Annotated in this window: 5 protein-coding genes and 1 pseudogene; 1 reads left to right on the plus strand and 5 read right to left on the minus strand. The window is 70.3% G+C overall.

What is annotated here, in order from left to right; all coding sequences use genetic code 11:
* A pseudogene (locus L995_RS07515) lies at positions 1-291 on the minus strand (ABC transporter permease); the annotation flags it as partial.
* A 6-nt stretch (positions 292-297) separates the two neighbouring features.
* Positions 298-1158: an ABC transporter ATP-binding protein gene (locus L995_RS07520; RefSeq protein ID WP_047470672.1), complete on the minus strand. Its 861-nt coding sequence runs from the start codon at positions 1156-1158 to the stop codon at positions 298-300.
* A gap of 130 nt (positions 1159-1288) precedes the next feature.
* On the opposite strand from L995_RS07520, the gene L995_RS07525 reads away from it, so the two are divergent.
* Complete coding sequence (locus tag L995_RS07525; protein WP_047470677.1) at positions 1289-3073, plus strand: monovalent cation:proton antiporter-2 (CPA2) family protein; 1785 nt, start codon at positions 1289-1291, stop codon at positions 3071-3073.
* A gap of 24 nt (positions 3074-3097) precedes the next feature.
* On the opposite strand, the gene L995_RS07530 is transcribed toward L995_RS07525, so the two are convergent.
* The 3 genes from L995_RS07530 to L995_RS07540 form a co-directional block, all read right to left on the minus strand.
* The gene (locus L995_RS07530) at positions 3098-3487 is read right to left on the minus strand and encodes a VOC family protein (protein ID WP_047470674.1); all 390 of its coding nucleotides are present in this window, start codon (positions 3485-3487) and stop codon (positions 3098-3100) included.
* Between the two features lie 66 nt (positions 3488-3553).
* Positions 3554-3907 carry an energy transducer TonB gene (locus L995_RS07535; RefSeq protein WP_012207609.1) on the minus strand — a complete coding sequence of 118 codons (354 nt, stop codon included), beginning with the start codon at positions 3905-3907 and terminating at the stop codon, positions 3554-3556.
* 78 nt (positions 3908-3985) lie between these two features.
* Positions 3986-5197: ATP-dependent DNA helicase (locus L995_RS07540; protein ID WP_047470679.1), on the minus strand; the 1212-nt coding region annotated here is incomplete at its 5' end.

Consider the following 5197-nt stretch of genomic DNA (forward strand, 5'->3'; position numbering starts at 1 on the left):
CCGCGTGCCCGTGCGCACGGCCAGGGCCACGTCGGGGTCGCCGCTCCAGGGCAGCAGCGCGAACAGGCCCTGGGCCAGCCAGGTGTAGGTGATGGCGTGCTCCAGCGAGATGGGCGCGCCGGCCGATGCCGAGGCACTGCCGTAGAACGCCGCCAGCACCATGGTCTTGATGGCGCCCCACCAGCACTGCGTGGCAAAGCCCGCGTAGGCGGCCGTGCGGTACTGCAGCATCACCAGGAACCGCGATGCAAAGGCCGCCACATAGGGGCGCAGGAGTTCACGCAGCGTCATGCAGGCTCAGCCTTCGGCCGCTCCGTGCATGGCGTAGAAGCGGGCGATCACGGCCTCGATGGCCATGTCTTCTCCATTGCCTTCGCCATCACCACCTCCACGCCCCTCGCCCTGCGCTGCCACCACCTGGGCGCGCAGCGCATCGACCGCGCAGTCGGCCAGCACGCGGCCATGGCCGATGACGATCACGCGCCGCGCCAGCGCCTCGATGTCGTGCATGTCATGCGTGGTCAGCAGCACCGTGGTGCCGCGCTCGCGGTTGGCGCGCAGCACGAACTCGCGCACGGCCAGCTTGGAGGGTGCGTCCAGGCCGATGGTGGGCTCGTCCAGGAACAGGATCTCGGGCTCGTGCAGCAGGGCCGCGGCGATCTCGGCGCGCATGCGCTGGCCCAGGGACAGCTGGCGCACGGGCTGGTCCAGCACGCGCTCCAGGTTCAGCAGCGTCACCAGCTCGTCGCGCGTGCGACCGTAGCGTGCGGGATCGACGCGGTACAGGTCGCGCAGCAGGTTGAAGCCGTCGCCCACGGGCAGGTCCCACCACAGCTGCGAGCGCTGTCCGAAGACCACGCCGATGCGGCCCACATGGCGCTGGCGGTCGGCCAAGGGGTCGCGCCCGTCCACCTCCACGCGCCCGCCATCGGGCCGCAGGATGCCCGACAGGATCTTGATGGTGGTGGACTTGCCCGCGCCGTTGGGGCCGATGAAGCCCAGCAGCTCGCCACGCTCCAGCGCAAACGACACACCCTGCAGCGCCTGCACCGTGCGGTGGCGCGGACGCACCAGCGCGCGCAGCGCGCCCATCACGCCGGGGTCGCGCTCATGGATGCGGTAGGTCTTGCGGAGGTCGTGGACGAGGATCTGGGGCATGGCGCTGGGCGGTGAGGTAAGCGCAGAGGGGGCGCGATTCTACACAGGACCGGGCTTTGCTATCCTGCGCGCAAATTCGCGGATGGAAATCCGCCTTGCCGCACGCACGCACGCACAAAGGAAACACAACATGGCCGCTGAAGGCAATGCAAGCCAGCTCGTAGGAATCGTCACGCTGCTGGGGGCCGCCGTGGTGGCCGTGCCGCTGTTCAAGCGGCTGGGCCTGGGCGCCGTGCTCGGCTACCTGGCGGCCGGGCTGGCCATAGGCCCCTACGGGCTGGGGCTGGTGACGGACGCGCAGACCATCCTGCACGTGGCCGAGCTGGGCGTGGTGATGTTCCTCTTCGTCATCGGGCTGGAGATGAAGCCTTCGCACCTGTGGGACCTGCGCGGCCAGATCTTCGGGCTGGGCAGCCTGCAGGTGGTGGTGTGCGCGCTGCTGCTCACGGGCGTGGGCATGGCCTTCGGCTTTCCGTGGCAGGTGGCCTTCGTCAGCGGCGCGGGCTTTGTGCTGACCTCCACGGCCATCGTCATGCAGGTGCTGGCCGAGCGTGGCGACATCCTGGCGCCGCGCGGCCAGCGCATCGTCTCCATCCTGCTGTTCGAGGACCTGCTCATCGTGCCGCTGCTGGCCGCCGTGGCCTTTCTGGCGCCGGCCGATGCGGCGCCCGTGGCCACCTCGCCCCTGTGGCAACGCGCGGGCGTGGCCCTGCTGTCGCTGGGCGCGCTGGTGGGCGCGGGCCTGTGGCTGCTGAACCCGCTGTTCCGCATCCTGGCCAAGGCCAAGGCGCGCGAGGTGATGACGGCCGCCGCGCTGCTGGTGGTGCTGGGCGCCGCCCTGCTGATGGAGATGGGCGGCCTGTCCATGGCCATGGGCGCCTTCGTGGCGGGCGTGCTGCTGTCCGAATCCTCGTTCCGCCACCAGCTGGAGGCCGATGTGGAGCCCTTCCGCGGCCTGCTGCTGGGCCTGTTCTTCCTGGGCGTGGGCATGGCGCTGAACCTGGAGGTGGTGGCGCTGAACTGGCGCATCGTGGGCATGGGCGTGGTGGCGCTGATGCTGGGCAAGGCGCTGTGCATCTACGCCGTGGCCCGCGTGGCACGCAGCAGCCATGCCGATGCGCTGGACCGCGCCATCCTCATGGCCCAGGGCGGGGAGTTCGCCTTCGTGCTGTTTGCCGAGGCGCTCAAGCTCAAGGTGCTCAGCCCCGAGGTGCATGCCAACATGACGGCCATCGTCGTGCTGTCCATGGCCATCACGCCGCTGGTGGTGCTGCTGCACAAGCGCCTGGCCGGCGCCCAGGCCGTGTCGCTGGACGGCGTGGAGGCGCCGCAGGACCTGCGCGGCAACGTGCTGGTCATCGGCTTCGGCCGCGTGGGCCAGATCGCCAGCCAGGGGCCGCTGGCCCGTGGCGCCAAGCTGTCCATCATCGACAACGACCCCGACGTGATCCGCAACGCCGAGCCCTACGGCTTCAAGGTCTACTTCGGCGACGGCGCGCGCGCCGACATCCTGCATGCGGCCGGCGCCAGCCATGCCAGCGCCATCCTGGTCTGCGTGGACAGCAAGGCTGCCGCCACGCGCATCGTGGAGAACGTGCGCCACGAATGCCCGCACGCCCGCCTCATCGTGCGCGCCTATGACCGCGAGCACGCGCTGGAGCTCATCCAGAAGGACGCCGACCATGTCGTGCGCGAGAGCTTCGAGTCCGCCCTGCTCATGGGCCGCCACGCCGTGCTGGCCCTGGGCGCCACCGAGGACGAGGCCCGGACGCTGGAGTCCGAAGTGCGCGGCCGCGACACCGAGCGCTTTGCGCTGGAGACCGCCGGCGGCACCTTTGCGGGGCGCGCCCTGCTGCTGGGCAACATCGAGCGCATCGATCCGCCCCGGCACGACAAGCCCACCGCCAGGGACTGAGCGCGAAAGGGCCGCAGGCCCCGCTCAATGCCGCTGGTTGATCTGTATGAGATTGCCGCAGGTGTCGTCGAACACCGCAATCGTGACCGGCCCCAGATGCGTAGGCGGCCTGGTGAAGCGCACGCCGGCCGCGCTCAGGCGCTCGTACTCGGCCTGCACGTCGTCCACGCCGAAGAAGGTGGCCGGCACGCCGTCGGCATGCAAGGCGGTCTTGAACGGCCTGGCGGCCGGGTGCATGTCGGGCTCCAGCAGCAGCTCCACGCCATCGGCATCGCCGGGCGATGTCAGGGTGAGCCAGCGCGCATCGCCGCCCATGGGAATGTCGTGCTTGAGAACGAAGCCGAGCACGTCGCGGTAGAAGCCCAGGGCCTTGTCCTGGTCGTCGACGAGCACGCTGGTGATGACGATCTTCATGGAATGCTCCTTGTGTCGCTGCGCAGGGCACGCACCGGGTACAAACCTGCCACCACCGGCATGCCGCTATTTCAGCAGGAAGGTGACGGGCACGCGCGTCCACATGCTGTCCGGCACGCCGTCGCGCGTGCCGGGGACAAAGCGCCACGTCCGCACGGCGTCCAGCGCCTCCTGGTCGAGCAGAGGATAGCCGCTGCTGTCTGCCACATCCACGGCCAGTGCCTTTCCGCTGGCGCCCACCAGAACCCGCAGCACCACCTTGCCTTCCTGCTCCAGCCGCCTGGCTTCCTTGGGATAGGCCGGCATCTTGTTCTCGCTGGCCTGCCTGTCAGGCACAGGCTGCACCACGCCTGCCGCAGCCGGGCCACCGGCCAGCAGGCCCAGGGTCAATGCAAGGATGGCGCAGCGCATGCGGGGCATTCGGAAGGCTCCTGGATGGGGACGGGATGGGGGACTGGATGGGATGGGATGGCAGTCTCGGACTGGTGCGGCCCCGGATCATCGCATGCCCTCCACCCGCCACCAGCGCGGCAGCAGCGCCTGCACCTCGCCGCGCCGATAGCGGTCGTCGATGAGAAAGACCACGCCGCGGTCGCGCTCGCTGCGGATGACGCGGCCTGCGGCCTGGACCACCTTGCGCAGCCCCGGGTAGAGATAGCTGTAGTCATAGCCCTTGTCCGCGCCGAACTGGCGGTCCATGGCGCGCTTCATCTCTTCGTTCACGGGATTGACCTGGGGCAGGCCCAGCGTGGCCACGAAGGCGCCGATGAGGCGCTCGCCGGGCAGATCCACGCCCTCGGAGAACGCCCCGCCCAGCACGGCAAAGCCCACGCCCTGCCCGGCCTCGGTGAAGCGCGCCAGGAAGGCCGCGCGGCCTTCCTCGTCCATGGACGGGGTCTGCAGCCAGACGGGCAGATCGGGATGGGCGCGCTGCAGGCATTCGGCCACGCGCTGCAGGTAGTCGAAGCTGCTGAAAAAGCACAGGTAGTTGCCGGGCCGGCGCGCGTACTGCGCGGCCACGAGGTCGGCGATGGGCCGCAGCGAACGGTCGCGGTCGCGGTAGCGCGTGGAGATGTGGCCGGCCACCTGCACATCGAGCTGGTCGGCCTGGAAGGGCGAGTCGGCCTCCAGCCAGTGCGTGCCTTCGGGCAGGCCCAGGATGTCGCGGTAGAAGTGCGGCGGGCTCAGCGTGCCCGAGAACAGCACCGAGGCATGGGCCGCCGCATGGCGTGCCGCCAGGTGGGGCGCGGGCACCACGCAGCGTATGCACAGCGTGGAGGCCGGCGCGCGACGGGGGCCTGGGCGCCCGGGCAGCAGGTGGACATCGAACAGCGCATGGCCGCCGAACTGCTCGGCCAGCGCCATGAACTGCAGCGCCTCCCAGTAGAAGTCCAGCACGGGGTCGCCGGGCAGCATGGGGCTGTCGGCATTGGCGTCGGCGATGGCGGCCACGGCGCGCTGCACGGCGCCCAGCAGGCCTGCGGGCACTTCCTCATGGGCCTGGTAGCTGGCGGTCTGTTCCCTGTTCAGCGCGCTCCAGCTGCGGCTGAGCCGGTCCAGCGCCTTGCGCACGGCACCGGTGGCCGACTTGCGGGCGGCCGCCAGGGCGAACTGCGACAGCTCGGCCGTGTACATGCGGCGCGCGCGCTCGAGCAGGTTGTGGGCCTCGTCCACCAGCACGCCCACCTTCCATTGCTGGGCCTGACGCGG

This window comes from Delftia sp. ZNC0008 (assembly GCF_000799035.1).
GTDB classification, from domain to species: domain Bacteria; phylum Pseudomonadota; class Gammaproteobacteria; order Burkholderiales; family Burkholderiaceae_C; genus Comamonas; species Comamonas tsuruhatensis.